Origin of the sequence: uncultured Methanobrevibacter sp. (genome assembly GCF_900314615.1) — an archaeon.
Classification (GTDB): Archaea; Methanobacteriota; Methanobacteria; order Methanobacteriales; family Methanobacteriaceae; genus Methanocatella.
In genome coordinates this window covers 1-26289 of sequence record NZ_OMWA01000001.1, presented here as the reverse complement: position 1 = coordinate 26289, position 26289 = coordinate 1, and the positions used below count along the sequence as shown (strand labels likewise).

The following is a 26289-nucleotide window of genomic DNA, read 5'->3' as shown; positions in this document are numbered from 1 at the left end:
ATTTTACATGACTGAATACGAATTAATTGAAGGCAAACCAAGAATTTTTGCAATTAGTCAGAACAGTGAAATGTTATCTACTGTAGAGGAATATGTAGATAACTACGATTATGACTATGTAGGTTCAGCATCCGATAAATCAGACATATTCAAAAAAGTTGAGGAATTGTCTGTTAATCTGATATTTCTAGATTCAGAAATTGAAGGCATTGACTTGATTGAATTGACTGATGATTTGGAATTGTACAATATTCCAGTTATAATCATTATCGGAGATTTGTTTAACGAAACTATCGATAAATTGCTAATGAGTAATCCATTTGGATATCTGATTAAGCCTCTTGATGAAGATGAACTTCAAAGAGCAATGGCAGTTGCCCTTAGAAAACATGAACAGAACATGAAAAGTGTTAAGGAAGCTCAATCTAAACTTCAAGAAAAAAGTACTGAACTTTTAATAGAAAAATCAGATTCAAGTCTACTTTTAATTCTTTGTATTTCATTAATCATTATTGCAGTTTTATCAAGAAATGCTACCTGGCTTCAATGGGTTCTTTTAATCCCAACTGGAGCTATGCTGATTAATTCAATTGTCAGTTTAAAAAAACAGAAAAAACCAGAACCATTAAAAGAATATCCTTTTGTAAGCATTTTTATTCCGGCTCACAACGAAGAGTTTACCATTGAAGATACAATTAGAAGCGTATGCCAAATTGATTACCATAATGAAGAGGGTGAACCTCAATATGAGCTGATAGTTGTTAATGACGGTTCAACTGACAGTACCGGAGAAATCTTATCAGGACTGAAAAGTGAATTTCCTCAGCTTAAGATAGTTACAAGACACCCTCCTAGATCAGGAAAAGGTAAAGGTTTCGTTTTAAATGATGCATTGACATTATCCCGAGGAGAAATTATTGGAGTTTTCGATGCAGATACACAGATTAAACCAGATTATTTAAAAAAAGTTATTCCATATATTCACGATGACATTGAAGGTGTTCAGACAAGAGTTAAAATGTTTAACAAAAATGAGAATTTTTTAGCTCGTATGCAGCATGTGGAATTTACAACATTCGCAAACACTTTAATCGCTAAAGATAATTTAGACCATACAGGATTTTTAGGAGGTAACGGCCAGTTTGTAAGAAAACAAGCTATTATCGATTCAGGAAGATGGGACGGATTTGCTGTAACTGAAGATTTGAATTTAGCTATTAAAATTATCCTCAATGGCGGAAAAATTAGTTACTGTGGAGACTGTGCAGTTTATCAGGAAGCGGTAACTGATTGGAAAGCATTTTTCAGACAAAGAACAAGATGGGCAATAGGAAACTTCGAAACTTTATTTGTTTACTTCCCACAGATATTAAGGTCAAAAATTTCCATAACAAAAAAATTTAATGTTATAGAACACATTTCATTTTACAGTTTTAATTTACTTATATTCTTTGGTTTCATCATCACAATCCTTAATGCAATATCATGGTTCTTTTTCCATAACGTTACATTAATCAGAATGGAAGCTCCATTTATTGTTGGTATATTATCTGCTGTTGCATTTTTCCCAGGGATAATATTTTCTCTTGCAAGAGACAAATTAGGATTTTTTGAAGCTATTAAAGACATTGTGAAATATTATATTTACTGTTTCCACTTAATTCCATTGTTTTTCTTAACAATGTACTCCATGATGAGCAGAAAAGAAAGAAAATGGTCCAAAACTGTACATAAAGGAGGAAAAAATAATGAGAAATAAAGATATACTCCATACTATAATCATTATAGTCATTATAATCTTCATTGCAGCCAATATTAATGGAATAAATAGCTTTTTAAGCTTTCAAACAGATAAAACTGTAGAATTCGGTCATAGTATTGCTGTTGTTCCACAGGCATGGAATACTACGGACGAAATGAACTTAACAAACCAGTCAAAAACACCGCATGCAATCACTAATGGATATGTGTTTATGGACCTTTGGGACGATTGGCCGGAAGACCATATTACATCAATATCTGAGGCGAAATTCCGGGCCATGGAAGATGGAGGATATAAAGTTCTTAAAAACGATAATAAGACATTATCCGGAGTGCATGTTTCCAAACAATATTTCTCAAATCCTTCTAGAAATACCAACACAACTTGGAACCATGTTGGAGTAAACTACGTATTTGCTAAAGAAGATACAAACTATGCAATACAGGTACATTATTTCACAACTCATGACTACAACAATTCAACATTCATCAAAGAAGTTGATGATCGTGTTGAAGATGACATGAGCAATATCCACAACAATAATTATAACGGATTCATTTCAGGAATTCAACATGTCTTCAATACAATAACCGGTCATTGATTTCATGCCATCAAATTAAAAAAAAGAGTTAATAATTATAATAGATATGTAATTTAAATCAATTATAATATCTATTAAATTAATTATTTTATTTTTAAAAACAAAAATATGATAAAATTATTTTTTCGTATACATCAAAGGATGATTTTCGAATAAAGGATTTTTAATTATGTTTCTTTTTAAGTGATATTTCAAAAAGGCAAGCATCCACTGATTTGACAGTTCCCTTAATGAAGCGTCATCCAGTCTTTCATATTTTGAGAAAAAGTCCATCTGGTTTCCACCAACAACAAGAGCAATCTCTTTTGTTTCAATCAACATGAAAAAATCATTTCTGATATTGTGAATATCAAAGTCATCCACAACTGAAATTGTTTTTTCCTTCTTATAGTTATAGAAAAAGGTATTGAGATACTCGAAGTCTATGAATTTTACTTCAACGACATCATATAAAACTTCCTCACTTAATATCTGCTTTTTGAAATTGTATTTAGCTAAAAAGTCAATATCCCAGATATTATTATAGAAAGCAGTTATGAAAGAATCAACTGCAAATCGAACTGTTAAAGGAAAGTCTTCACTTTCTTTTGGAATTCCAAGCTCAACATCTTTAAATTCAAGATATATAGAATCCTGAGCTATTTCGACAGAAGTTAATTTAGCTGAATTCAACATTACTTCACGAATTAATTTTAGTGATCTGACATTCATTTTAACACCTTATCATTAATAAAATTAGCATAAGCTCCTTCCATTTCATATTCATTGTCATCATTAAATGATTTATCCCATTTAAATGGATTTATTTCAATCTGATTTTTAACAGTCCCATCCCAAAGAATAGAAAATCCTTCAGATTTTAGACTTTCAGCAACAATCTCTCCAATATCTACTGCCTTTTGTTCGTTATTTTCAAAGTCACCAAATGTGATTTTTAATTTGTTTTCCCAAATGGCTTCTTCAACATCGTCAAATGTATAAAAACAAAAGCCGGAAGGATCGAACTTGTTATTTAAAAGATGAACTTGAAGTTCAAAAGCATCACTGACACCTTCTTCAATATCATAGCCGCAGTTATGGATTGCTACGATATCACGTTTAACCAATGAATCAAAAACCTTTTCAAGCTTACTGAAATTGACATTGTCGAAATCATTTAAAGAAATCTCAAATTGAGAAAAATCAATATCTTCCTCAATGAACTGATCTTCCAATATCTCTACAATTTCATCGACATTAAAAAATCCTGATTTAGTCAATACTTCAATCATATATTCAATTTCTTCAACTAAATCAGAATCCATAATATCACTATTCTTCTTCATCATACATTAATATACGAGTTACATTGCCTCTTTCAGTGAATCCTACAATTATACGGCTTTCACGGATTTTAGCTACAGCAAACTCATCATGTGGCTTATATCCGTATCCTTTAAGTTTGGTATAAGATTCAAATGCAATCTTAGGATAGATTTTGAAATTCTTTTGGAAATTGTAAAAAGTATTTCTGAAGTTCAATAAGGAATTATCTTCTTTGATTAAATCGGATTCAATTGCAACAAAAATATCTAAACCTTCTTCGGAAACCGCATAATAAGCATCCATCTTTAAAATACCGATAGTACACATTGATAATGTGTGGCAGTCACTTATATCCGTATTAATCACAGGAGTATTGAATTCAGGAATATCGAACTCATCACCAATAGCTTTCATTTGAACAGCTGATTTAATCAAATTTTTTCCGAATATTTCTTCATTGTCCCATGCCCATGACCATTGCTTTGCGTCTGCGTCATGAAAACCAATAATCTGGATTGGAACTGTAATATCTCCAAATGAAAGAGTTCCATTTTCAATATCTAAATCGCCTGGAGTTTCACCAATAAGTTGTGATAAGCTTTCTTGTTTTTCCAATGCAATAGCGCCGTATTTTGATAGTACTACTTTAAAAGTGTCTCCGTCTTCAACTTGTACAGGTTTTTCAAATTTTTCTTTCAACATTAACACCTAAAATTCTAATTTGGATATTCTATCCATAGCTTCTTTTGTATTTTCTAAAGTATTGAATGCAGTGAGTCTTAAATAACCTTCACCACTAGGACCGAATCCGGAACCTGGAGTTCCAACAATATTAGCCTCATTCAATAATATGTCAAAGAAATCCCAGGAATCCATATCGTTAGGAGTTTTTACCCAGACATAAGGTGAACTTACTCCACCATATACGTCAAGACCTATGTCTGATAAGCTTTCCCTGATGATTTTGGCATTTTCCATATAATAATCGATAGCGTCATTGATTTGTTTTTTACCTTCAGGAGAGAAAACTGCTTCAGCTGCTCTTTGTACAGGATATGAAGCACCGTTGAATTTGGTGGTTTGTCTTCTGTTCCATAAAGGATTTACGTCAACTGCATTTCCTTCACTGTCATATGCTTTTAATTCTTTAGGAACAACTGTGTATCCGCAACGGGTTCCGGTAAATCCTGCAGTTTTTGAAAAGCTTCTGAATTCAATTGCAACTTCTTTTGCTCCTTCAATTTCAAAAATACTGTGTGGAACATTATCTTCTCTAATGAATATTTCATAAGCGGCATCGAATAAGATAATAGCTTTGTTTTCGATTGCATAATCAACAAATACTTTTAACTGATCTTTTGTAAGAGTAGTGCCTGTTGGGTTGTTAGGATAACATAAATAAATGATATCTACTGGTTCAGCCGGAAGTTCTGGGACGAAATTATTTTCTGCATTACATTTGAGGTATGTTAAACCTTCATACATTCCATCTTCACCCATTTCGCCGGTTCTTCCTGCCATTACATTAGTATCTACATAAACAGTATAAACAGGGTCAGTTACAGCAATTTTATTGTCAATGCCAAATATTTCCTGAATATTACCTGTATCACATTTTGCTCCGTCACTGATAAACACTTCATTGGTATCAAGTGAAATGCCTAACGGTTCATAATCATTTTTGATAATAGCGTCAGCTAAAAATTCGTAACCTTGTTCAGGACCATATCCCATGAAAGTATCTGCATTTCCCATTTCATCTACAGCTTTGCCAAATGCTTCTACTACAGCTGGTGCTAACGGTTTTGTTACATCCCCGATTCCCATTTTAATTACATCTGCATCAGGGTGTGCTTCTCTGAATTCTGCTTCCCTTCTTGCAACTTCTACAAAAAGGTAACTACTTTTTAATTTAAGATAGTTTTCATTAATTTTAACAACCATAATAGATTCCTCATAATTATTAATCTAATTTATATTATAATTTAAAAATATATAAATTGAATGTATGCACAAAAAATTCATATTTTGAATTAAATTAAAAAAATATTTTGAAAATTTAAAATCAAAATAATACTGCTAATTTATTAAATAAGCTAATTAAACCCCGTTACAATAGATATAATAAGTTTTAAATTATTTTTTAAGAAATTAAGAAAATTTTCAATATATTTAAATAGTCATGAAAATATTTAAATTAAGCATTTTACATAATATATTATACTATAAATTAAATTTAAAAGTTGGGAAAAATGAACGGAACTACAATTATACTATGGATTACAATTTTTATTATTGGTGTAATTGCCATCATACTGGTTAAATTACATTATAGAGGTGCAGAATTAGAAAAAGATGAAAAACCAATTCTTTCTAAAGAATCTATTAACAATTTAATGCCAAACCGGTCAGAGGATACATCTCAACAACATTCCACCAGTTATTCCCAACAATTTCAAGAGAATGTGGCTGATCCTAACTCAATAGAAGTTATTGAAGATTATAATCCGATTACAGAAGTTGAAGAAAACAACTATAAAAATATCGAATACGAATCTCAAAATCAGATACTTATTAATTATGAAAATCAAATTAAGAAAACTCAAGAACCAATGAAAGAATACCAGGTAGAAATTATGACTCAAGACAACAATGAAAAACACGAATTAAAAGACTTATTTACCATTGATGAATTAATCAAAGAATCTAAAAGAAAAGATAGTGAAAGAGAAAAAGAAGCTCAGAGAATTAACAATGAAGAAGATGAAGAGTTAAACGAACTTAAAGAAAGCATTAGAAAAAGAAAAGAAAATGAGGAAATTGAAGATAAACTCATCGAAGAAATTCTAGCTGACGAGGAAATCGGAAAAATACTCGAAGAATCAGAACCTGATAATGCTGAAGAAGTTAATAATATAGAAAACGTAATTGAAGATGAAAAACCTCAAGCAGAGACTATTGAAAACATTATTTCTGAGGAAAGTGAAGAAAAATCAGAACCTTCAGAGAAAACAGTAACTCCTGAAGTAAAAGAACAAACAATCCCAGACACAATAACTAAAAAACCAAAAGAGGAAACTATTGCAGACGCATTAACTGAAGAACCTAAAGAAGAGAGCGTTCAAGAGGTTCTGGATGTTGAAACTATTGAAGATGTTATTAAAGAAGAAGCTTCTGAAAGTGAAAATAAACCTGAAGTACCGTCCGTTGCTTCACCAAAAGACATTGAAGAAGCCATAACTACAGCTTCACAGGAAGTTGAAGAAAAAGAAATCGAAGAAATTTCAGAAAGCCATGACATCACTGATGCTTTATTAAATTCACAGGAAGAAAGTGTTGAAGAAGAAATAAAAGAACCAACACTTAAAACACCAACAAAAGTGGGTGAAAGTGAAGATAACTTCGGCTCACCAATAGATGATTCCAATCTGTTTAAAGATGAAACTGCCAATGAATTAGATTACAGAAATGATTTAAATAAAATTAAAAATACAATCAGAGGTTCAAAACTTTTCCAAGATGTTAAAGAAAGATTAAGACCAGAACATGAGCCTGAAGTTGATCCTATTGCTGATTTAGAAGAAAACTACATCAGAAACGTTAACGAATACGAAGATGAATATGCACCAATCATCAATGAAACTCATGATGAATTCGGAGAATATTACGAACCTGATTATGATGAAGCAATAAGACAGGAAAATACCCGTAAATTATTTGAATCACATAATAGCCCAGCTCCTAAAATTGAAGTTGCTGAGCCAAAAACCAATGTGATTAAATCAAAACCATCAAGAGACAACATTAAAATACAAATCAACAATTCAGAAGAGGTTCTTAAAAAAGGAGATGAAATCATATTCAAACATGACGGAGAAACTTATTCCAGTCAGGTTTATGCAATCAACGGTGATGAAATCTCTGTAAGATACAGAAGAAAAGACATTAAAATTAAACCTGAAGACGTGAAAAAGATATACTAAATATCTTTTTTACCAAACACCACACTATTTTTTAAAAAAAAGAGATTAAAAGAAAAATCATTGAGATTCTTCTTTATTCAATTTATAACTACCATTTTCAACAATATATTTTGGAACAATAATTTTTAAAGAACGGATAACATTTAAATAAAAATCATCCAATTCCCTATCAGCATAAGGATAAGTATATTCAAAAATATACAAGTTACTGTCTTCAACATATAAAAATTCGTTTCTGCGAATCTCATTTTCACCATCGGAAAATGAAGAGACAATCATATAGTAAATATCGTCATTGATAGCTATAAAATCGGAAGTTATCAAATTGATTTTATCGTTTGTTTTAATATTATTTTCAATATCTTCCTTAATAGCAGGAAGTCCTACTAAAGTAGGAGTAGTTGAAAACTTAATTGACATTGGTATTTTAGTATTTACCAGATACATGTCATTAAATTCATCTTTTGTAGCAACTGCTTCAAAATCTTCAGGCATCTGAAGAGTTGCGAATCCATTGGAAAATAAAGTCACAAAATCACCTTATTTATGTGCATAGTAGAATATTAACTCGTCATCTGTGATTTCATCAAGACGTGCAAATCCTACTCTTTCAAATTGAACTACATCTCCGACTTCAAGATTACTTAAAGCAGCTTCACCAAGACCGGTCTTGGTTGATGCGTCAGGCATTACAATTTTAACGTTGACATTGTCATTTACAGGCACCCACTGGATGATTTTGGCTTTAACTTCACGGGCTTCTTCAAAAGAAGTGGAATGATAAGTAATTTCATCACCGTTAATGTTAACATTAACAGCATCCATTAATCTTGCAATTCCGTCGTTGATGTCATTTTCAGCCAAATAAGCTGCTCCATCAAACGGCAGGATTCTGTTACCTCTGTCCATGTGGTCTGCATGAAGTGGCCTTTCTATATCGACCGGACCATCGCCATAACCTTCAACTGTGATTTTTACAGGATTTTCACAGAAGAAGTATCTGTTGGCAACAGGTTCCATGAAATTACGGTTAAGTCCGTAAATCTTTTTCCAGCTTATAGCTGAATCTGCCATTTTAACTCCCATCTCGGTGATTAAATCATAGATTGTTTTCGGGTTGATTCCACGTCTTGCGATAGCCCTTAAGGTTCCAAGTCTTGGATCATCCCATCCGCTGTAAGTACCATTTTCTATTCCTTCTTTAGCTTTTGAGGTACTTAACGCAATGTCTTCCATTTTTAATCTACCGTAATGGATATATTCAGGCACATCCCATCCCATATGGTCGTAGAGGTATTTCTGTTTTTCAGTATTTGCCAGATGGTCTTTTCCTCTCAGTACATGAGTCAAGCCCATTAAATGGTCATCTAATGCAACTGAGAAGTTCATCATAGGATATATTCTGTATTTTGTACCCAGACGAGGATGTTCTTCATCAACCAGTCTCATTGCAACCCAGTCACGAATTGCAGGATTTTTATGTGCAATATCAGTTTTTACTCTAAGTACTGCCTCACCGGCTTCCATTTTATCAAATTTATCCCATAGCTCAAGGTTTTCTTCAACGCTATTGTCACGACATGGGCATGGTTTGCAGTTATCTTTAAGTTCCTTGAATGTAGCACCGTCGCAGGTACACATGTAAGCTGCGCCTTTTTCAATTAACTGGCGAGCGTAATCATAATAAATTTCAAATCTGTCAGACTGATAAATTATTTCATCAGGTTTGATTCCCAGCCATTCCAAATCTTCAGGAATCATTTCATAAGCAGGTTCAAATACTCTTTTCGGGTCTGTATCTTCAATTCTCAATATTAATTTACCGTTATGTCTTTTTACATATTCAGCATTTGGAACTGCTGCTCTTGAGTGTCCGATATGTAGCGGACCGCTAGGATTAGGAGCAAATCTTAAAACAATATTTTCATGAGTTCCAGGAAGTTCCTGAAGTCCCACTTCTTTGGCTTTTGGTTTTTTATCTTCAACTTCAACGCCGTATTTTTCCATTTCAGATGCTTGCTCTTCAGGTGTTAACGCATTAACTTTTGCTACAATTTTACCTGACATCGGACCGATTTCTTTTGCTTTGCTTCTGAGTTCAGGTTCATTAGCCATTATTGAACCCATTACAGCACCAGGATTTGCAGATCCTTTATGTTTAGCTGCATTGAGTAAAGCATGTTTATAGATAATTTCTTCTAAATCATTCATTTAATCATCACAATTTAATAATTCAATTAAAAAAATAAGTAATATTATTTATTTAATTGAAGATATATAAACATTAAGAATACAACGGGTTGAAATGAAAATGAGGCTTGGAAAAACTAATCTTGAAGTAAATAAAAATGGATTTGGAGCACTTCCAATTCAAAGATGCGATATGCCCCTAGCAGTGGAAATACTTAAAAAAGCATATGAAAACGGAATAAACTTCTATGATACTGCTCATTTTTACACTGACAGTGAAGAGAAGATGGGAAATGCTTTTGAAGATATACCTCGTGAAAATTTACTGCTTGCAAGTAAAACTGCAGCTGAAACACCAGAAGTATTTTGGAGCGATCTTGAAACTTCACTTAAAAGTTTGAAAACAGACTATTTGGATTTATATCAATTCCATAACATTTCATTTGTTCCTGGCGAAAATGATGAAGTATATCAGGCAATGCTTGAAGCAAAAGAAAAAGGAATGGTCAAACACATTGGAATTACTACACATAAAATTACATTTGCCCATGAAGCTGTTGAAAGCGGACTTTATGAAACCCTGCAGTATCCGTTCTCATATTTAAGCGGAGATGAAGAAATAGAACTTGTTAAAAAATGTGAAGAATATGATGTCGGTTTTATTGCTATGAAAGCAATGGGAGGGGGATTAATTACCAATTCCGAAGCCAGTTTTGCATTCTTAAACCAGTTCGATAATGTATTGCCAATCTGGGGAATTCAAAAAATCTCTGAACTTAATGAATTTTTATCATACGATGAAAATACCGTTCTGGATGATGATTTAAAATCAGAAATCGAAAAGGATAAAGAAGAATTAGGAGTGGACTTCTGCAGAGGCTGCGGTTACTGCATGCCCTGTCCTGAAGGAATCAAAATCAGTACATGCGCCAGAATGTCTCTTTGGGTTAGAAGATTTCCGACCGAACCTCACCTGAGCGAAGAATGGCAAAAGACAATGGCGGAAACAGAAAACTGTATAGAATGCTATGCATGTGTTGACAAATGCCCTTATGAACTGGATATTCCAAGACTTCTAAAAGAAAACTACGAAGACTATAAAAACATCCTATCCGGCAAAACAAAGACATGAATAAGATTGAAACTATTTTAACTGATGAAAAAGATGTGCGATTTCACAGGCTTGTTGAAGAATTGGACAGCGGATATTACAAGCGCATCGGCGATGAACTGGACAGATATAAACAGTATAATGATTTTACAAAACCCCATGTAGTGATAATTCTTTTAGATTCAGACAATCCAGTAGCATGTGCCAGCTACAGGCAGTGCAGTGATGATATTGTGGAATTTAAACGAGTTTACGTGAAAAAACAATACAGAAAAAGAGGTATTGCATTTAATCTTATTAAAAAGCTTGAAAAGCATGCCGTTAAAAACAATTACCGATATTCATATATTGTAACTGGCAAAAACAACACTGCCGCAATCAGATTATATGAGAAACTTAATTACAGACAGATTCCAAAATTTGGCCAGTTTAAGGATGATGAAACGGTTGTATGTATGAAAAAAGAATTTTAAGGTGATATAATGAAACAATGCATTGAAAATCCGAATGATGTTGACTGGGCAGGATTCTGGGCTGAAAAACTTGAAAACAAAATTGATAAAGACTGGGATAAAGCTGCTCCGGGATTTTATAAAAGAACTAGAAACGACGACTATCAGACCGCATTATTTGATAAATTAATATTGGATAAAAATGACACCGTTCTGGATGTTGGATGTGGAGAAGGCTCTGTAACACTACCAATAGCCAAAAGAGTTAAAAAAGTTATAGGACTTGATTCATCCCCAAAAATGCTGGAATATCTTGAAAAAAGAGCCAGAGACAATAACGTTGACAATATTGAAACAATTTTAAAACCTATTGAAGAGATAAAATACTCAGAAATTGGAGATGCTGATGTTGTAGTCTGTTCAAGGTCTCTAAATGGAATCATGCCTATTGAAGAAGTTCTAAATGAATTGAACCAGATTGCAAATAAATATGTCTTCATAACAATTTTCGGACCTGAAAACAAGAAGATAGAAAAGGATTTTGATGAGGAACTTGGAATAAAAACAGAAAATTTCCCCGATTATAATTATTTCTTCAACATACTTTTCAATATGGGAATCTATGCAAACATTGAAAGATTTGACCTGAACAATTACAGAGAATACAAAAGCATTGAAGAAGCTATGGATAACGGAAAGTTCAGGCTGGACATCTACACAGATGAGCAAAAAGAGATGCTGAAAGAATATCTGGAAAGAATTTTAACCTATGAAGACGGCAAGTACTTTAACGTTAAGGACAAAGCGGACTGGATAATGATCTGGTGGAAAAAATGAAGCAGTACACAGTTGATGCGTTTACAGACGAAGTTTTTAAAGGAAATCCTGCAGCAGTCTGCATTTTGGAAAATTGGATTTCAGAAGAGCTGATGCAGAATATTGCTATCGAAAACAATCTCTCAGAAACTGCATTTGCTGTTAAAAATAATGACTGCTATGAAATCCGCTGGTTCACACCAGGAGGAGAAGTTGACCTCTGCGGACATGCCACACTTGCAACCGCCTTTGTAATACTTAATTTTTATGAAAAAACAGATGAAGTTAAATTTAAAACTCAAGATAATGTTAATTTAACAGTTAAAAAGAAAAATAAACTGTATGAAATGGAATTTCCATCATATGAACTAAAACCTATTGAAATTACCGATAGGATTACAGATGCACTGGGAGTTAAACCAGAAGAGGTTTACAAATCAAGAGACTTGTTATGTGTTTTTGAAAAATCAGAAGACATTATCAATTTTAAACCTGATTTGGAAAAGATTGAAAAACTTGATGGGCTTTTGGTCCATATCACCGCCCCAGACAGCAAATATGATTGTATTTCAAGGTCTTTTGCACCTAAATTAAACATTCCTGAAGACCCAGTGTGCGGTTCAGGACATTGTCACATCGCACCATACTGGGCTAAAAGATTAGGAAAAAATGAAATTACTGCTTTACAAGCATCAAAAAGAAGTGGAATATTATATTGTCAGATGAGTGAAGATAGAGTATTTCTTGCAGGCAAAGCAGTATTGTTCAGCATTAGTGAACTGCAAATTTAAGTTAAACACAAAATACATTTTTGGAGTTTAAATGATTGAAAAAAAAGAAAATAAAATGAATCTAATCAGATTTAATCATGGTCAGAATCATTTTATATGGAGAGTTTACAGCCTGAAGCGCATGAGGTTCATTGGCAGGCATAATGATAATTTCGCCTTTTTTTACTGTGTTTTTCACACCAGAAATTGTAATTTCGGCTTCCCCATCAATAATTTGAACCATTGCATCAAAAGGAGCTGAGTGCTCGGACAGTCCCTGACCTTGATCAAAGGCAAAAAATGTTACTGTTCCGAGCTCCTTTTTAATTACTTCACGACTGACAACACTGTCCTTTTCGTATTTGACTAAGTTTTCAATATCTAATGCTTTTGACTTTAAATCTTCCATACTTATTCCCCCATAATGGTTTTGATATCTGCTATAGCATCACCAGTAGTAGGAGTTAAGTTGTAGTTTTCGACTAAAACACTTATGATATCATCATTACACCATGCAGGAAGCACAGGTCCAAGCCACATGTCAGTTTTTCCAAGGTATAATAATGCCCAGAGAACTGCAGCTGCTTTTTGTTCCATCCATGAAAGAACAATAGTTAATGGCAATTCATTTAATTCCATGTCAAATAAGTCACATAATGCTAATGCTACATCAACTGCAACAATAGTATCGTTACATTGACCTACATCGAGTAATCTTGGAATTCCTTCAATGTCTCCTAAATCCAGGTCATTGAATTTGTATTTACCGCATGCTAATGTTAAAATTACAGTGTCTTGAGGTAAGTTCTGTACGAATTCTCTGTAGTAGTCGTTGTGTTTTGCTGCTTTGTCACATCCTCCGACTACAAAGAATCTTCTGATTTTACCTTCTTCAACCAGTTTTTTGATTGCATCAGCGTGTTCTACAATAGCTCCTGCACTCCATCCGGTAGTAATTGTGGTTAATTCTTCAGCTTCTAATCCGCCTAAAGATTTAGCGCATTCAATTACTTCTGAGAAATCATAATCTTCTACTGTTTTAACTCCTTCAAGTTTTGCTACATCCATAGTGAACATTCTTTCTTTGTATGCATCAAGTGCAGGTAAGACACAGTTACTGGTTCCGACAATTGCTGCATTGTATTTTTTAAAGACTGTTCTTTGATCGTGCCATGCTCCACCTAACTGTCCTGCTAAGTTTTCGTATTTGTTTAAGCCAGGGTATCCGTGAGCTGGTAACATTTCTGAGTGAGTGTAAACTTTAATGTCTGTTCCTTCTACTTGTTTTAATAATTCTTCTAATGCTTTTAAGTCGTGACCTGTTACAATGATAGCCGGCCCTTCTTGTGCTCCGACTTTAACTTCTACAGGTTGTGGTTCACCGTAAGCTTCAATGTGAGCGTCTTTGAGTAATCTCATTACATCTACACTGACTTTACCTGCTTCTAAAGCTAGTGCCACTAAATCCTGAACGTCAAAGTTGACATTTGTTAATGTAGTGTATAATCCTTTGGTTAAAAATGCATCAATTTCAGGGTTGAATTTTCCTAAAGCATTTGCATTGTAGTTGTATGCACTAATTCCTTTCATAGTAAAGATTAAATTATCCTGTAATCTTGCTACAGTTGGTTTTTTACCGCAAACTCCACTAACAGTACATCCAGTACCTTTAGCAGTTTGGGAACATTGATAACAAAACATATCTAAGCCGTTTTCTGCCATAATAAATACCTCTTTAAATAGTTATATTCTTAAATTGATTTGAAAAGTATATAAAGATTTTGTCACTTTTTAAGGGGTAAAAGTTACAAATTTATATACAATCAGAATAATAATATAATCATGGACGAGAATATAGTTACACTAAAAGGAATAGGGCTTACAATGTATGAAGCTCAGGCATATGTAACCCTGACTTCATTAATATCATCTACAGCAACTGAAATATCAGAAAAATCAGGCATCCCAAGAAGTAAAATTTATGATGTCCTGAAGGAACTTGCCAAAAAAAATTACATTGAAGTCGAAGACGGAAGACCCCTTACATACAATGTAAAATCACCTGTGGAAGTTCTCACACGTGAAAAAGAAAGATTGAATTCAGAAATCGACGATACAATAACAAGACTCACCTATGTTTATGAAAACGGTATGAGCCAGGTACAAGCACCAATCTGGAGAATATATGGTGTTGAAAAGATAATTGCACAGGAACTGGAAATCATCAAAAGAGCTAAAAATTCAATTAACATGAGAATAGGATTTCTCTTTGAGGGTGAAGGAGAAGCATTAGTTGAAGCACTTAAAAACAGATCTGATTTAAGAGTGAATATTTTAGCTTCACCTCTCTGCTACATTAACGATGAGGAATTCGACATAATATCTTTATTTAAAGATGCAGACATTCCAATTCAAAAAGCAGACATTCCATTTGTAAAACTGATTATTTCCGATTCAAAAGAAATGATGCACACATATACCAAATTCAGTGAAGACAAACGAAATGTTATTCCCGAAACTGCTATCGGAATCTGGAACAAATACGAAGATATAGCTAAAAATTATGATGAGAGGTTTTTAAACCAGCTTAAAAAGATTAAAAACAAACAGAAGAAGAAAAAATCATAAGAATTTTTCTTCAAAATCAATGAAAACATTCAGCAAACGATAGTCAAGACGATGGATTGAGTTAAATGCAATATTTTTAGGAACATCCCAATAAGCACCGGCAATTGAGCCTGCAATAGCTGCCTGAGTATCAGCATCACCACCTAAAGAAACAGCATTTCTGATTGTATCTTCAAAATCATTTCCATCCAAAAAGCATATAATTGACTCCGGAACGCTGCCTGCACATGAAACGTCAAATGAATATGACGGCCTTATCTCCTCAACACTTCGAGACAAATCATAGTCATATCTAACTTCAACATGTTCTCTGATTTCCTCTTTGTCTGCACCTATTCTTGCAAGATATACTGCATCAGAGGTTGCAAGAGCTCCTTTTATTCCCTCTGAATGATTATGTGTAACTGCTGCAGACATTTCAGCCAATCTTTGAGATTCCTCCAAAGAATCTGCGACCCATGCACATGGTGATACCCTCATTGCAGAACCGTTTGCCCAGCTCCCATAAGGTTCAGGTGATTGCTGAGCCAGCCAGTTTCTAAACATCCCGCCGTATCCTGCATTAGGATATTTATTTCCGAAAATCTTCAGGTTTTTAATTAAAACATACTTTGAAGTCTTATCTTCACACAACCATTTTGCAATGGCCAATGTCATGACAGTATCATCTGTAAAAACAGAATTTCTTGTAAATAAATTGAAATCTTTTGTCTTTATTGAATTAAATTCCCTAGTTGATCCGATAATGTCTCCGCTTATAGCACCGATAATTCCTTTCATAATAATATACTGTGTATAACAAGTTAATAAGTTTTGCCACCTCTTAGTGAAATTGTCGCAACCAAGTAAAATTGATATGGTTGAGTAAAATTGTTTTAATTTCAAAGAAAAAAGATATATATCACTTTAAATATAATTCTATTCGATAATACGAAGTATTATCACAAACACGGAAATTTCTATCATAAATATCTGGAAAACATTCATAGAACACTTCCTTGAATAATTCATATACTATTGTTACTAAACATAGAAATTTCAAATCGAAGCCAAAACTAACATATAAAAAGGTTGTATATACAAAAAGTGATTCCGGAAACATCCGGAATCATAACTGTTTTTGAAAATAATTAAAAAAAGTGAGAGAATTTAAGCTTTTCTCTCAAGAACAAAATCTGCAATGTCACAAAGTACCTGTTTACTTGAAGAATCAGGCAATATTTCAAGTACTTCTTTAGCTTTATCGACAGATTCTAATGCCAAATTGCGAGCATATTCAATTGCACCACAATTTGTTAAAATTCCAATTGCTTCATCTATCTCATCTTGTGAATTTTCATCAGCTTTTAATATTTCAAGCAATCTTCCGGAATCGTCACTGTCCAAACCTCTTATTGCAATAATGGTCATTTTGCCTTTGCCGATATCGGAACCAATAGGTTTACCTAATGTTTCTTCATCAGAAGCAAGGTCAAGATAGTCATCCTGAATCTGGAAAGCAAGACCAATCAAACGGCCATACTCATACATTGCATCAATAACTTCGTCAGATGCTCCACCCATTATAGCTCCGGCTTTTGTGGCAGCTGCAATTAATGCACCAGTTTTTTTGAAAATCATTTCCATATATTCATCTTCAGATACATCAAATCTTTCTTCAAAACCCATATCCAAAGCCTGACCTTCACAGATTTTTACACATGCATCTGCAACGGTGGCCAATGCCCTGTTATTCTGATCTGAACTGGTTCCTTCACTGCCAATGATAATTTCAAAAGCTTTTGAAAATAAGGTATCTCCTGCAAGGATTGCAACATCTTCACCCCATACTTTATGAACAGAAGGCATTCCTCTTCTCATATCATCCTGATCCATGATATCATCATGGATAAGTGAAAATGTATGGATTAATTCAATAGCTGCTGCAGATTTTAGTGCAGATTCACGTTTTCCCCCGACAGCTTCAGCAGTAATTAATGTTAAAGCCGGCCTTAGCATTTTTCCACCGGCTCTTGTAAGATAAACTGATGCTTCTGCAAGATTATCCGGAGTAATAATAGCCAATTCTTCCTCAATTGTTTTTGTAATATCAGTTGAATAATTACCAAGTACTTCTTTTACATCACTCATTTTTATCCCTCTTAACCTTTGAAAACTTGTGCCTGAGCATTTCTTAAAATATGAATATCATATCCTATTCTGTATCCTTCTTCTTCAGCAAGTTCAGCATAAGCTGCAAGCATTGATAAATCTCCGTGAGCTGGAATAATATGTTGTGGTTTTAACATACGTAAGAATTCCCTGTGGTCTTCTCTTCCAGCGTGACCGGAAACATGAGCATTCGGATAAATTCTTGCACCTTTTAATTTCAATCTCCTTTCCATAATGTGCCTGTTTGCAGCATTGGTTGGATTCGGAATAATAGGTGCAGATATGATTACGTTATCTCCTTTTTTAATGTTGAATGGAGTTCTGCCGTTTGCTATTCTTGGAAGCAGTGCATCAGGTTCACCCTGGTGACCTGTAGTAACAAGCAAATAGTTTGCCCTATCTTCATCAGCTTTCATTAAAGCTTTATTTACAGCTTTAGGAGAGCCATAGATGCTGGCATTCTTAGGTAACTTTAAAATTCCTAATTTTTGTGCGATTCCGCAGAAACGTTCCATAGACCTTCCAAGGAAAAATATTTCCCTATGGCTTTTTTTAGCAATGTCTGCGATAGCCTGAACCCTTTCAACATGAGATGAAAATGTGGTAACAATCATACCGGTCTTTTCTTGAAGAGGTCCTTTCATTACATCTTCTAAAATATTTCTTGCAATTCTTTCTGAATGAGTTTTAACTTCATTATAATTTTTAGCGTTAGTTGTCTCCACAATTAAAGCAAGAACTCCTTTCCTTCCAAGTTCCCTTAATCTTTTATAATCCGGCGGTGGAGAAACTTTCTGATGGTTATCAAATTTAAAATCCAATGCATAAACGATAACTCCTTCCGGAGTATGCAATACTGGAAATACCGCTTGAGGAATACTGTGTGTTGATTGAACAAATTCCAAAGTAATGTCTTTAGATAATTTTAGTTTGCTTCCAGGATTCAAAGGTCTGATTGGATTTGTTACTTTGAATTTACGTTCGCCTTTAATTTGTTTTTCAATTAAAGCTGCGGTATATGGTGTTCCAATTAACGGTGCGTCATACCTGTGTGCCAATTTAGCAACTGCACCAATATGGTCTAAGTGACCGTGAGAGAAAACTATTCCTTTAACTTTACCGTCAACATCTTTCATTAATGTATCGTCCGGAATAACTCCTCTTTCAATTAAATCTAGGCTATGCATCCTATCAATATCAGTATCTTCATGCATACTAATCCTATCAAGATGGATTCCCATATCGAAGATTACAACATCTTCACCAATGCGAATCGCAGTCATGTTCTTCCCGACTTCTTGATATCCGCCTATAGCGATTACTTCTACGCTCATTGTTTATCTCCTTGAATAATTTTTAGTGTTAATTCCTCTTTCATTGAGCCACTCCCTTGTTTTTCCATGTATAACAAGATTGCTTTGTTTTAATTCTTCTATATTTTTAGCCCCCACTAAGAACATTGCAATCCTTAAAGAATCATTAAATCTGTGAATAAATTCGTTAAGTTGATCCTGTGATGTACAATTTTTAAGGAAAGGTAAAGCCATTCCAACAGCATCTGCTCCAAGAGCAATAGCTTTAGCTGCTTCAAGACCATTCCTTATACCACCGGAGGATATGACAGGAACATCAACTGCATTGGTTACTTCAACAGTACTGATAGCAGTAGGAATTCCCCAATCCCAGAATATTTCTCCGAAATGTTTGTCTTCAGCACGGTATGTTTCAACAGCCGCCCAGCTTGTTCCGCCGGCACCTTCAATGTCAATAAAATCAACACCTGCATCAACTAAAGTTTTTGCAGATTCTCCAGAAATTCCACAGCCGGTTTCCTTTGCCAGAACAGGAATATCTACAGATTCTGTAATCTGATTAATTAAATTAGTATAACCTCTAGCATCCAAGTCACCTTCAGGTTGAATTGATTCCTGAAGAGGGTTTAAATGAATTGCTAAAATATCTGCATCCAATATTTCAACAGCTTTTTCAGCCAAATTAAGTTGAGGAGCACCAATATTACCAACCAGTAAACAGTCAGGTGCATTTTCACGAACAACAGTATAAGTATCTTCAAGTTCAGGATGTTCACATGCAGCCCTTTGGGAACCAACTCCCAAAGCAATATTATTGCTTTCAGCTGCAATTGCCAATTCCTTATTGATAGGTTTTGCTGCAGGGTGTCCTCCAGTAATTGCAGTAATAAATAAAGGGGAGTTTAATTTTTTACCAAAAACAGAAGTTGATAAATCTATTTCATTTTTATCAATTTCAGGCAGGACATTATGAATCAGTTCAATGTCTTCAAAACCTGTAGTCTTATTCTTAAACTCCACATCATAATTTTCACAAATTAATAAATGCTCTAATTTTCTATCTGAAATCATACTTTTAATTTCCCCTTGAAATTACAGTTCCTTTAACGTCTTCATTTTCCAATACTTTGAAAATATTATCTTTAACTTCAGCATTTATTATTTTAGATTCAATTCCTAAATCAGCTAAATATAAAAGTTCTTTAATTTTACCAACCATTCCACCAGTAACATCCACATTGGTTGTTCCTTCTAATGTATCCAGATCTTCAAGTGAGGAGAATTTCTCAAAAAATATTGCATCATCATGAGTTTTAGGATTTTTATTGTAAACTCCATCGACATCAGTCCCAAGAATCACCTGAGTCGGATTGAGATTCCTTGCAAGATATTGTATTAACTGGTCTCCGGAAATTACACATATTTCCAGCTCAGAATCTAAAACAACATCACCATAAATGACAGGAATAAATCCTTTACTTAAATATTTACTGAAATAATCCAGATTTCCTTCAGTAATCCTCTTATTTGCAGCGCTCATAAAACTTGATGCTGGAATTGCAACAACAGGCAAACCTTCATCAATGAAAGCTTCACAAATTAGCATGTTTAATTTTTTAACGGCATTTTGAGTTTTACTGAAACCAATTCTTTTTTCAGGATATTCATCTTCTGCAAACTTTTCACCGATTCTGTATTGTTTGGCAGGAGGATGTCCAAAAGAACCTGCACCGTGTACAATAATCAATTCTTTATTTTCATTATCAAGAGAAGATTTGATTTCGGATGCAATTCTTTTCAAAGATTCCTCATCAACTTCACTTTTTGATGAGTCTTTATTTGTTAAAATACTGCCACCAATTTTTAAAATAATCATAAAATCACTTGTACACCCTTGAAGAAACTCCTTTACGTGTGAAACGGATTTTTAAAACATTATCATCACGATTAATAGCTTCTGCCACTTGTTCCACTTTTCCAGGGCAAAGAGCAATAATACTGCCTCCTCCACCGGCACCAGTAGTTTTTGAACCTATAGCTCCAGCTTCCCTTGCATTATAAACCATTCTAGATAATTCTAAAGTATTAACTCCTAAAACATCTAAAAATCCATGATTAATATTCATCAATTCCCCAACTTTATTAAAGTCTCTTTTTAAAATAGCCTGCTTTGCATAATTGGTCAAATTACCCATTGAGGATATTACTGGATTAATGATTTTAGGATTTCTATTTTTAAGAGATCTTACATCTTTAACCATTTTTCCTGTGTTTCCGTGTTTTGTGGTAAAACCAACAACAAACGGAACATTAAAATTAACATTGAAATGCTCAACCTGCTTATTTCTGGATAAATATACAAGGCCACCATAGGTAGATACTAAAGTATCCAAAGGACTTGCAACTCCCTGAACTGCCTGTTCAACCATGTGAGCATCATGAGCTAAAGATTTTTTGTTAAAACGAATATTGTGATATCGGTATAATGCTGCCAGAGTAGCTACTGTAACTGCAGCAGATGACCCTAATCCTGAGCCGATAGGTACGTTGGAATTTAGGGTAATGTCTATTGGAGTGTGGTCGTGAACTCTATAAAGAGATTCCAAAATATATCGAATAATACCTGGTTTTCCTTTTCTTAAAATATATTTCTTTTCTCGGGTAAGTAATTCCGCTTCAAAATTAATATTAGGTGCTCTAAAAATAGATTTATCGCATTGAGATTCCTTAACTGTAATGTAAGCTCTTTTATTAACAGCACCGGCAATAGCAGGTTCATCATAAACAACTGAATGTTCACCAAATAATATTGCTTTTGCAGGAGCTGAGGCCTTTGCTATCATATGCACACCTTATTTAAAAATACCTGAAGCATACCCGACAACAGAAGTAAAGTCTCCGGTAACATCTCCACTTGTCCCATAGGACAATATATCACAACTGTTTTTATCTGACATTTTTGAAAGATAAATGGTTGTAATTACCGGACCGTAACCACACATGGTAATGTTATACTGAACAACTTCTTCAAAGAGTTTGAATTCATTCATCTCTCCAATATCTTCCAGAACAAAGTTATCCACTTTATTAGCTTTTTCCTGATTGTTAAAATGGGATAAATCAGTGCTTGCAATAACTGCATAAGACTTGTTCAATTCATTTGCAGCATCAAAAATTGCCTTTGCCAAATCGCTTGAAGCGGAAAATGACTGGGATCCCATAGTAATTGGAACTATTTTAAAATCATTTGAAAAATACTGTAGGAAAGGCAGCTGAACTTCAATGCTGTGTTCACGAATGTGAGCCATGAAATCTGCAGATGCAATATCTGAATGTGAAATAATTGAATCTGCAAATTCCCCGTCAACTTCAATATTACCTAACGGAGTAATCCATTCGCCTTCATTAAAAACAGAAACTTCACTGCCCAAACCAGTGTGATTAGGACTTAGAATAATAAATACTTCCGGAAAACCATTTTGAACTAATTTGCAATAGCCGTGACTGGCTATTGCACCAGAATATTGATAACCTGCATGCGGAACCATAATGTTTAAAGGATAATCTAGACCATCAAAAGAATTAAGCGTTGGTATTTCACCAACACCTCTTTTGTCTAAAAAACAATCCTCAATAGTTTTTTTAAGAATATCAGGATTATCCGGATAAAACGCTCCAGCAACAGCAGGTTTTCTAATCATTTAAATCATTTAGAATTTAAGTTCAAAGTCGGTTGGTTCTATATCTAAGTCACCGTCTTCAGGAATATCTCCTCTTTCTCTTAAAATTTGTCTAGCGAGTAACCAGTAAACTAATGCAATAGCTTTTCTACCTTTGTTGTTTACAGGTACAGCAATGTCAACAAAACTGAGTAAGTTTTCAGTATCACATAATGCGACAACAGGAATACCGTTTTGTTTGGATTCTAAAATTGCTTGTGCGTCTGATCTTGGGTCAGTTACAACAATAATTTTTGGTTCGATAAATTTAGCATAATTTGGGTTGGTTAAAGTACCAGGGATGAATCTGCCAGGAATGGTTTTTGCTCCGGTAATTTCACCGAATTTTTTAACAGGAGCTTGACCATATTGACGGGTAGCTACTACTAAAATATCTTCCGGGTCGTATTTTGCTAAAAGTTTTGCAATTTGTCTGATTCTTTCATCAGTTTTTTGAATATCTAAAACGTATAAACCATCAGATCTTACTCTGAATATGTATTTTTCCATATCACTTGTTTTTTGTTGGGTTCCGATATGTAAACCTGCTGCTAAATAATTATCTAAGTCAATTAAAAGTTCGTTAGCCATTAATAATCACCTTTTATCTAATTTAATCTTCATCTTCAATTTGAATACATTCGTTTGGACATACATCCATACATACTTCACAATAACTGCAGTCTTCAGGATTGTGAATTTCTATTTTATCTCCTTCGAGTACTAAAACTTCCATTGGGCAAACATCAGCACATTCTGCACAGTCAGCACCATCACATTTATCGTAATCAAGTATTACTTTTGACATCGTATAATCTCCATGTATTTTTTCTTAAAATTTACCCATCTGTGGATTTAAAAGTTCTTCTTCGATGCGAATAAGTTCATTTAATTTTGCTATTCTTTCACCGCCGATGGCTCCTGTTTTAATCATTGGACATGATAAACCAACAGCCAAATGTGCAATAGTCTCATCAGTGGTTTCACCAGACCTGTGTGATACAACAGGAATAATATCATTTTCTTTTGCCAGTTTTACAGTAGCATAAGTTTCAGATAATGAACCAATCTGATTAGGCTTGATGATAATAGCATTTGCAGCTTTAGTTTCGATTCCTTTAGCTAATAATTCCTTATTAGTTACAAATAAATCATCGCCACAAATTAAACATTTTTCACCCACTTTTGAGGTTAACTCAGAAAATCCATTGAAATCGGATTCATCAAATGGGTCTTCTACATAAAACATATTATAAGTATCGATAATATCTTTTACGAAATCAATTTGATCGCCGGTGTCTCTTTTAACACCATCTTGAGCATAAACGTATTTCTGCTCATCTGCATTCCATAGTTCAGAAGCTGCCATGTCCAAAGAAGGTCTAATCTCAATACCTAATTCATCGCCAATCTCTTCACATGCTTTAGCCTGAATTTCCAAAGCAGCATCATTGGTTATGTTAGGCACCCATCCTCCTTCGTCACCTTTACCACCAGTAAAGTTAGAGTCTTTAGTCTGAATTAATTCTTTTAGTCTTTTATGAACACTAGCATTTGCGAAAACAGCTTCGACAACGCTATTAGCTCCAGTAGGCACTACCAGAAATTCCTGGATATCAGGTGCATTTACGCCCGCATGTGCACCACCATTCATCATATTTCCTAAAGGGAATGGTAATTCATTAACTAAGTGACCACCAATGTATTTGTATAGTGGCATGTTATAAGATTGTGCAGCGGCTTTAGCTACGGCCATAGAAATAGCTACAGTAGTATTTCCCCCAATAGCCGCTAAGTTATCAGTACCATCAATCTCTTTTAAGACTTCATCGATGGTGTTAATATCATTAGCATCCATACCAATTAATTCTGAAGCTATAAAATCTTCCATTTCACGGACTACTACATCCACTCCGCCATCTGGAAAAGATACAACTTCACGAGAACAGGTACTTGCCCCGCTTGGTGCAGCAGCTCTACCAAAACCATTCCAAGTAACTACATCTACTTCAATAGTTGGGTTTCCTCTGCTATCCAAAATCTTACGAACTTGGACATCTTCTATTATACTATCCAAAAAAAACACCTCAGTGTCAATTAATTTATTACCATATAATCTATACTCTTTAAAAAATCAGTAAGTTTCTTTATAGAGTTATGTTGGTATTTTTTATTTTTTTTAAATAAATTTGGGAATAAATAGATAAACTATTTATTCATCTCTAATAACATCTAATGGTAAAACTCCAGCTTTTAACTCCTCATAAGCTATATCAATTGGGTCAAGAGAGTCAGTTATTTCAACTAAAGGTCTGGCACCCATGGATATTTGAATTGCTCTAGCTCCAAGAAGTCTAGCCCTTTCAAACCTTGTTAATTTTTTTTCAACATTCATGAATATTACTTCCATTTTTAGGCATATATTTTACCAAGATTATATTCAAATATAAAATCCCTAAACCGGTTAATCCCATGTTTCAACATGAGAAATTAACATTCTTCTACAACAGTACCTGGTTAAACCTAATTCATCTAAAACATCTTTAGATTTATCACCAGAGTAATTGCCACGTAATCCTAAGTTAGAAAGAATTTCATTAGCTTCTTTTTTCTCAATAGTTAATTGTTCCATAAAGGCACCAACTAAATCACGATCTTCTAATTCATGAAATAGCTGTTTACCACCAATCATTCTTATTGTATACTCATCGAAATGAGAAGAAACTGGTTTTCCACAACTTAAGCATCTAATAGGAATCATTTATATCATCTTTTTTTAATTTAAATAAAATTTAAAATTACAGAGTTTATCTGTAACTTTTTTGTTTACGTGCTCTTGCTCCAGGACCACCGTATTTTTTAGGTTCAGAACGTCTTGGGTCACCTACTAACATGGTTCTGTCATATTGAGTGAATTTTTCTTTTAAATCCATATCTTGAGACCATTGTACGAGTCCTTTTGCAATAACCATACGTGCAGCTTCAGCTTGACCCATTACTCCACCACCAACAACATGGATATTAATATCCACTTCATTAGCTAAATCTCCAGCTAAAGTTAATGGTTCTTGTAATTTTAAGTTAGCAAGCTCTGGGGAATAAAGTTCTAAAGGAACTCTGTTGATTCTTACTTTACCGGTTCCTTCTCTAACAGTACCCCTTGCGATAGCTGTTTTACGTTTTCCACTTGTATGAATAACTTTAACCATAATCACACATCCATATATCTAAAAGGTAGCTCCTAAAAGTTTGGAGATTTCTCCTAATTCGATACCTTTTTTAATATTTTTATATTCTGCTTCAGGAACTGAAGTGAGTTCTGCATCTGCATATTCAGCAGGTACGCCAACAAAAGCTTTTAATCCTTTGTATGCAGTTTTACCTTTGGATTTTTTGAAAGGTAACATTCCTCTTACAGTTCTTCTAAATATATCATCTGGTCTTCTAGGATATTTAGGACCTAAGTCACGAGGGTTGGAAATACTTGC

29 protein-coding genes and 1 pseudogene are annotated in these 26289 nt (G+C 34.0%); 8 read left to right on the top strand and 22 right to left on the bottom strand.

The window, feature by feature from the left end; translation table 11 throughout:
• Positions 1-7: 7 nt before the first annotated feature.
• Both QZN33_RS00150 and QZN33_RS00145 read left to right on the top strand, forming a co-directional pair.
• Complete coding sequence (locus QZN33_RS00150; protein WP_296788022.1) at positions 8-1759, top strand: glycosyltransferase; 1752 nt, start codon at positions 8-10, stop codon at positions 1757-1759.
• Positions 1749-2363, top strand: coding sequence for a hypothetical protein (locus tag QZN33_RS00145; RefSeq protein ID WP_296788020.1), 615 nt, complete (start codon positions 1749-1751; stop codon positions 2361-2363). Before QZN33_RS00150 ends, QZN33_RS00145 begins: the two co-directional genes overlap by 11 nt.
• A gap of 117 nt (positions 2364-2480) precedes the next feature.
• Here QZN33_RS00145 and QZN33_RS00140 read toward each other — a convergent pair whose 3' ends face one another.
• The 4 genes from QZN33_RS00140 to QZN33_RS00125 are packed head-to-tail and all read right to left on the bottom strand — an operon-like array spanning position 2481 to position 5612.
• Positions 2481-3074, bottom strand: coding sequence for a hypothetical protein (locus QZN33_RS00140; RefSeq protein WP_296788018.1), 594 nt, complete (start codon positions 3072-3074; stop codon positions 2481-2483).
• A complete protein-coding gene (locus QZN33_RS00135) occupies positions 3071-3667 on the bottom strand; it encodes a DUF6891 domain-containing protein (RefSeq protein ID WP_296788016.1) in 597 nt (198 codons plus the stop codon). The genes QZN33_RS00140 and QZN33_RS00135 overlap by 4 nt, the downstream gene beginning before the upstream one ends.
• A gap of 7 nt (positions 3668-3674) precedes the next feature.
• Complete coding sequence (locus tag QZN33_RS00130) at positions 3675-4367, bottom strand: DUF6882 domain-containing protein (RefSeq protein WP_296788014.1); 693 nt, start codon at positions 4365-4367, stop codon at positions 3675-3677.
• Positions 4368-4376: 9 nt separating this feature from the next.
• Positions 4377-5612, bottom strand: coding sequence for an LL-diaminopimelate aminotransferase (locus QZN33_RS00125; RefSeq protein ID WP_296788013.1), 1236 nt, complete (start codon positions 5610-5612; stop codon positions 4377-4379).
• A gap of 308 nt (positions 5613-5920) precedes the next feature.
• Here QZN33_RS00125 and QZN33_RS00120 point away from each other — a divergent pair, with 308 nt between their 5' ends.
• Positions 5921-7651, top strand: coding sequence for a hypothetical protein (locus QZN33_RS00120; RefSeq protein WP_296788011.1), 1731 nt, complete (start codon positions 5921-5923; stop codon positions 7649-7651).
• Positions 7652-7708: 57 nt separating this feature from the next.
• On the opposite strand, the gene QZN33_RS00115 is transcribed toward QZN33_RS00120, so the two are convergent.
• Positions 7709-8182: a hypothetical protein gene (locus tag QZN33_RS00115; protein ID WP_296788009.1), complete on the bottom strand. Its 474-nt coding sequence runs from the start codon at positions 8180-8182 to the stop codon at positions 7709-7711.
• Positions 8183-8191: 9 nt separating this feature from the next.
• Positions 8192-9862, bottom strand: coding sequence for a glutamate--tRNA ligase (locus QZN33_RS00110; RefSeq protein WP_296788008.1), 1671 nt, complete (start codon positions 9860-9862; stop codon positions 8192-8194).
• Between the two features lie 94 nt (positions 9863-9956).
• On the opposite strand from QZN33_RS00110, the gene QZN33_RS00105 reads away from it, so the two are divergent.
• Genes QZN33_RS00105 through QZN33_RS00090 form a run of 4 tightly spaced genes read left to right on the top strand, consistent with a single transcriptional unit; the run spans position 9957 to position 13011 of the window.
• On the top strand, positions 9957-10973 hold the full coding sequence (locus QZN33_RS00105; protein WP_342764125.1) for an aldo/keto reductase: 1017 nt from the start codon (positions 9957-9959) through the stop codon (positions 10971-10973).
• Positions 10970-11425 carry a GNAT family N-acetyltransferase gene (locus tag QZN33_RS00100; protein ID WP_296788004.1) on the top strand — a complete coding sequence of 152 codons (456 nt, stop codon included), beginning with the start codon at positions 10970-10972 and terminating at the stop codon, positions 11423-11425. The genes QZN33_RS00105 and QZN33_RS00100 overlap by 4 nt, the downstream gene beginning before the upstream one ends.
• Before the next feature lie 9 nt (positions 11426-11434).
• On the top strand, positions 11435-12241 hold the full coding sequence (locus tag QZN33_RS00095; protein ID WP_296788002.1) for a class I SAM-dependent methyltransferase: 807 nt from the start codon (positions 11435-11437) through the stop codon (positions 12239-12241).
• The gene (locus QZN33_RS00090; protein ID WP_296787997.1) at positions 12238-13011 is read left to right on the top strand and encodes a PhzF family phenazine biosynthesis protein; all 774 of its coding nucleotides are present in this window, start codon (positions 12238-12240) and stop codon (positions 13009-13011) included. Before QZN33_RS00095 ends, QZN33_RS00090 begins: the two co-directional genes overlap by 4 nt.
• 61 nt (positions 13012-13072) lie before the next feature.
• Here the strand turns inward: QZN33_RS00090 and QZN33_RS00085 are convergent, their stop codons facing one another.
• On the bottom strand, positions 13073-13399 hold the full coding sequence (locus QZN33_RS00085) for a cupin domain-containing protein (protein WP_296787996.1): 327 nt from the start codon (positions 13397-13399) through the stop codon (positions 13073-13075).
• Between the two features lie 2 nt (positions 13400-13401).
• The gene (gene hcp / locus QZN33_RS00080) at positions 13402-14712 is read right to left on the bottom strand and encodes a hydroxylamine reductase (RefSeq protein ID WP_296787993.1); all 1311 of its coding nucleotides are present in this window, start codon (positions 14710-14712) and stop codon (positions 13402-13404) included.
• 120 nt (positions 14713-14832) lie between these two features.
• On the opposite strand from hcp, the gene QZN33_RS00075 reads away from it, so the two are divergent.
• The gene (locus QZN33_RS00075; protein WP_296787990.1) at positions 14833-15618 is read left to right on the top strand and encodes a TrmB family transcriptional regulator; all 786 of its coding nucleotides are present in this window, start codon (positions 14833-14835) and stop codon (positions 15616-15618) included.
• Here QZN33_RS00075 and QZN33_RS00070 read toward each other — a convergent pair.
• The 14 genes and pseudogenes from QZN33_RS00070 to QZN33_RS00005 all read right to left on the bottom strand — a co-directional run.
• On the bottom strand, positions 15613-16398 hold the full coding sequence (locus tag QZN33_RS00070) for an ADP-ribosylglycohydrolase family protein (RefSeq protein WP_296787986.1): 786 nt from the start codon (positions 16396-16398) through the stop codon (positions 15613-15615). The genes QZN33_RS00075 and QZN33_RS00070 overlap by 6 nt on opposite strands.
• Before the next feature lie 369 nt (positions 16399-16767).
• Complete coding sequence (gene idsA / locus QZN33_RS00065) at positions 16768-17748, bottom strand: short chain isoprenyl diphosphate synthase IdsA (protein ID WP_296787978.1); 981 nt, start codon at positions 17746-17748, stop codon at positions 16768-16770.
• Between the two features lie 11 nt (positions 17749-17759).
• Positions 17760-19103 (bottom strand): RNase J family beta-CASP ribonuclease, encoded by a 1344-nt coding sequence (locus QZN33_RS00060; protein ID WP_296787975.1) that lies wholly within the window; start codon positions 19101-19103, stop codon positions 17760-17762.
• Between the two features lie 3 nt (positions 19104-19106).
• The gene (gene fni, locus QZN33_RS00055; RefSeq protein WP_296787972.1) at positions 19107-20153 is read right to left on the bottom strand and encodes a type 2 isopentenyl-diphosphate Delta-isomerase; all 1047 of its coding nucleotides are present in this window, start codon (positions 20151-20153) and stop codon (positions 19107-19109) included.
• Between the two features lie 4 nt (positions 20154-20157).
• Positions 20158-20958, bottom strand: a complete 801-nt coding sequence (locus tag QZN33_RS00050; RefSeq protein ID WP_296787970.1) for an isopentenyl phosphate kinase — start codon at positions 20956-20958, stop codon at positions 20158-20160.
• A 4-nt stretch (positions 20959-20962) separates the two neighbouring features.
• On the bottom strand, positions 20963-21925 hold the full coding sequence (gene mvk / locus QZN33_RS00045) for a mevalonate kinase (protein WP_296787968.1): 963 nt from the start codon (positions 21923-21925) through the stop codon (positions 20963-20965).
• A gap of 9 nt (positions 21926-21934) precedes the next feature.
• Positions 21935-22783 carry an AmmeMemoRadiSam system protein B gene (amrB, locus tag QZN33_RS00040; protein WP_296787964.1) on the bottom strand — a complete coding sequence of 283 codons (849 nt, stop codon included), beginning with the start codon at positions 22781-22783 and terminating at the stop codon, positions 21935-21937.
• Positions 22784-22792: 9 nt separating this feature from the next.
• Positions 22793-23392 (bottom strand): 30S ribosomal protein S2, encoded by a 600-nt coding sequence (gene rpsB, locus QZN33_RS00035; protein ID WP_296787962.1) that lies wholly within the window; start codon positions 23390-23392, stop codon positions 22793-22795.
• A gap of 22 nt (positions 23393-23414) precedes the next feature.
• Complete coding sequence (locus QZN33_RS00030; protein WP_296787960.1) at positions 23415-23609, bottom strand: 4Fe-4S dicluster domain-containing protein; 195 nt, start codon at positions 23607-23609, stop codon at positions 23415-23417.
• A gap of 24 nt (positions 23610-23633) precedes the next feature.
• A complete protein-coding gene (eno, locus tag QZN33_RS00025) occupies positions 23634-24878 on the bottom strand; it encodes a phosphopyruvate hydratase (protein ID WP_296787957.1) in 1245 nt (414 codons plus the stop codon).
• Between the two features lie 135 nt (positions 24879-25013).
• Complete coding sequence (locus tag QZN33_RS00020) at positions 25014-25211, bottom strand: DNA-directed RNA polymerase subunit K (protein ID WP_296787955.1); 198 nt, start codon at positions 25209-25211, stop codon at positions 25014-25016.
• 54 nt (positions 25212-25265) lie between these two features.
• Positions 25266-25562, bottom strand: a complete 297-nt coding sequence (locus QZN33_RS00015) for a hypothetical protein (RefSeq protein WP_296787952.1) — start codon at positions 25560-25562, stop codon at positions 25266-25268.
• A 46-nt stretch (positions 25563-25608) separates the two neighbouring features.
• The gene (locus tag QZN33_RS00010) at positions 25609-26010 is read right to left on the bottom strand and encodes a 30S ribosomal protein S9 (protein ID WP_296787949.1); all 402 of its coding nucleotides are present in this window, start codon (positions 26008-26010) and stop codon (positions 25609-25611) included.
• Between the two features lie 18 nt (positions 26011-26028).
• Positions 26029-26289, bottom strand: a pseudogene (locus tag QZN33_RS00005) (uL13 family ribosomal protein); the annotation flags it as partial.

Bases quoted from the DNA above. Each gene is read 5' to 3' on its own strand.
- QZN33_RS00020 (WP_296787955.1), bottom strand. From the start codon at position 25,211: ATGGAAGTAATATTCATGAATGTTGAAAAAAAATTAACAAGGTTTGAA.
- QZN33_RS00075 (WP_296787990.1), top strand. From the start codon at position 14,833: ATGGACGAGAATATAGTTACACTAAAAGGAATAGGGCTTACAATGTAT.
- QZN33_RS00085 (WP_296787996.1), bottom strand. From the start codon at position 13,399: ATGGAAGATTTAAAGTCAAAAGCATTAGATATTGAAAACTTAGTCAAA.
- QZN33_RS00140 (WP_296788018.1), bottom strand. From the start codon at position 3,074: ATGAATGTCAGATCACTAAAATTAATTCGTGAAGTAATGTTGAATTCA.
- QZN33_RS00050 (WP_296787970.1), bottom strand. From the start codon at position 20,958: ATGATTATTTTAAAAATTGGTGGCAGTATTTTAACAAATAAAGACTCA.
- amrB (WP_296787964.1), bottom strand. From the start codon at position 22,783: ATGATTAGAAAACCTGCTGTTGCTGGAGCGTTTTATCCGGATAATCCT.
- QZN33_RS00125 (WP_296788013.1), bottom strand. From the start codon at position 5,612: ATGGTTGTTAAAATTAATGAAAACTATCTTAAATTAAAAAGTAGTTAC.
- QZN33_RS00135 (WP_296788016.1), bottom strand. From the start codon at position 3,667: ATGGATTCTGATTTAGTTGAAGAAATTGAATATATGATTGAAGTATTG.
- hcp (WP_296787993.1), bottom strand. From the start codon at position 14,712: ATGGCAGAAAACGGCTTAGATATGTTTTGTTATCAATGTTCCCAAACT.
- QZN33_RS00120 (WP_296788011.1), top strand. From the start codon at position 5,921: ATGAACGGAACTACAATTATACTATGGATTACAATTTTTATTATTGGT.
- QZN33_RS00110 (WP_296788008.1), bottom strand. From the start codon at position 9,862: ATGAATGATTTAGAAGAAATTATCTATAAACATGCTTTACTCAATGCA.
- mvk (WP_296787968.1), bottom strand. From the start codon at position 21,925: ATGATAGCAAAGGCCTCAGCTCCTGCAAAAGCAATATTATTTGGTGAA.
- QZN33_RS00090 (WP_296787997.1), top strand. From the start codon at position 12,238: ATGAAGCAGTACACAGTTGATGCGTTTACAGACGAAGTTTTTAAAGGA.
- QZN33_RS00105 (WP_342764125.1), top strand. From the start codon at position 9,957: ATGAAAATGAGGCTTGGAAAAACTAATCTTGAAGTAAATAAAAATGGA.
- QZN33_RS00150 (WP_296788022.1), top strand. From the start codon at position 8: ATGACTGAATACGAATTAATTGAAGGCAAACCAAGAATTTTTGCAATT.
- QZN33_RS00030 (WP_296787960.1), bottom strand. From the start codon at position 23,609: ATGTCAAAAGTAATACTTGATTACGATAAATGTGATGGTGCTGACTGT.
- idsA (WP_296787978.1), bottom strand. From the start codon at position 17,748: ATGAGTGATGTAAAAGAAGTACTTGGTAATTATTCAACTGATATTACA.
- QZN33_RS00015 (WP_296787952.1), bottom strand. From the start codon at position 25,562: ATGATTCCTATTAGATGCTTAAGTTGTGGAAAACCAGTTTCTTCTCAT.
- QZN33_RS00060 (WP_296787975.1), bottom strand. From the start codon at position 19,103: ATGAGCGTAGAAGTAATCGCTATAGGCGGATATCAAGAAGTCGGGAAG.
- rpsB (WP_296787962.1), bottom strand. From the start codon at position 23,392: ATGGCTAACGAACTTTTAATTGACTTAGATAATTATTTAGCAGCAGGT.
- QZN33_RS00070 (WP_296787986.1), bottom strand. From the start codon at position 16,398: ATGAAAGGAATTATCGGTGCTATAAGCGGAGACATTATCGGATCAACT.
- QZN33_RS00145 (WP_296788020.1), top strand. From the start codon at position 1,749: ATGAGAAATAAAGATATACTCCATACTATAATCATTATAGTCATTATA.
- QZN33_RS00010 (WP_296787949.1), bottom strand. From the start codon at position 26,010: ATGGTTAAAGTTATTCATACAAGTGGAAAACGTAAAACAGCTATCGCA.
- fni (WP_296787972.1), bottom strand. From the start codon at position 20,153: ATGATTTCAGATAGAAAATTAGAGCATTTATTAATTTGTGAAAATTAT.
- QZN33_RS00100 (WP_296788004.1), top strand. From the start codon at position 10,970: ATGAATAAGATTGAAACTATTTTAACTGATGAAAAAGATGTGCGATTT.
- QZN33_RS00095 (WP_296788002.1), top strand. From the start codon at position 11,435: ATGAAACAATGCATTGAAAATCCGAATGATGTTGACTGGGCAGGATTC.